This is a genomic window from Pseudomonas putida, from assembly GCF_030159595.1.
Classification (GTDB): Bacteria; Pseudomonadota; Gammaproteobacteria; order Pseudomonadales; family Pseudomonadaceae; genus Aquipseudomonas; species Aquipseudomonas putida_AC.
Genome location: NZ_BSKJ01000065.1, coordinates 1 through 233, shown reverse-complemented (window position 1 = coordinate 233; position 233 = coordinate 1). Strand labels below are relative to the sequence as shown.

Genomic DNA, 233 nt, shown 5'->3' with positions numbered 1-233 from the left:
GCCTTGTCCAGGGTCAGTTGCTCGAACTTGCCGACGTCGTCACCGCTGACCGAAGCGATCGATTTGATCACCGGATCATTGGTGCCGGTGTAGACGTTGTCCGGAGCAATGACAGTGGTAGTACCCACAGTGCCATTGGCCGGCACGGTGATGACAGTCTTGCCGTCGCTCAGCGTGAAGGTCAGCGCCGAGTGGTTGTTGATCGGCAGGCCGTCTTTGTTGGTCAGGGTCAC

The 233-nt window shown here is 58.8% G+C and carries 1 protein-coding gene; it reads right to left on the bottom strand.

Going from position 1 to position 233, the window contains the following annotated elements:
- On the bottom strand, nucleotides 1-233 hold a 233-nt coding region (locus QQL85_RS26540), incomplete at both ends, for an immunoglobulin-like domain-containing protein (RefSeq protein WP_284357343.1).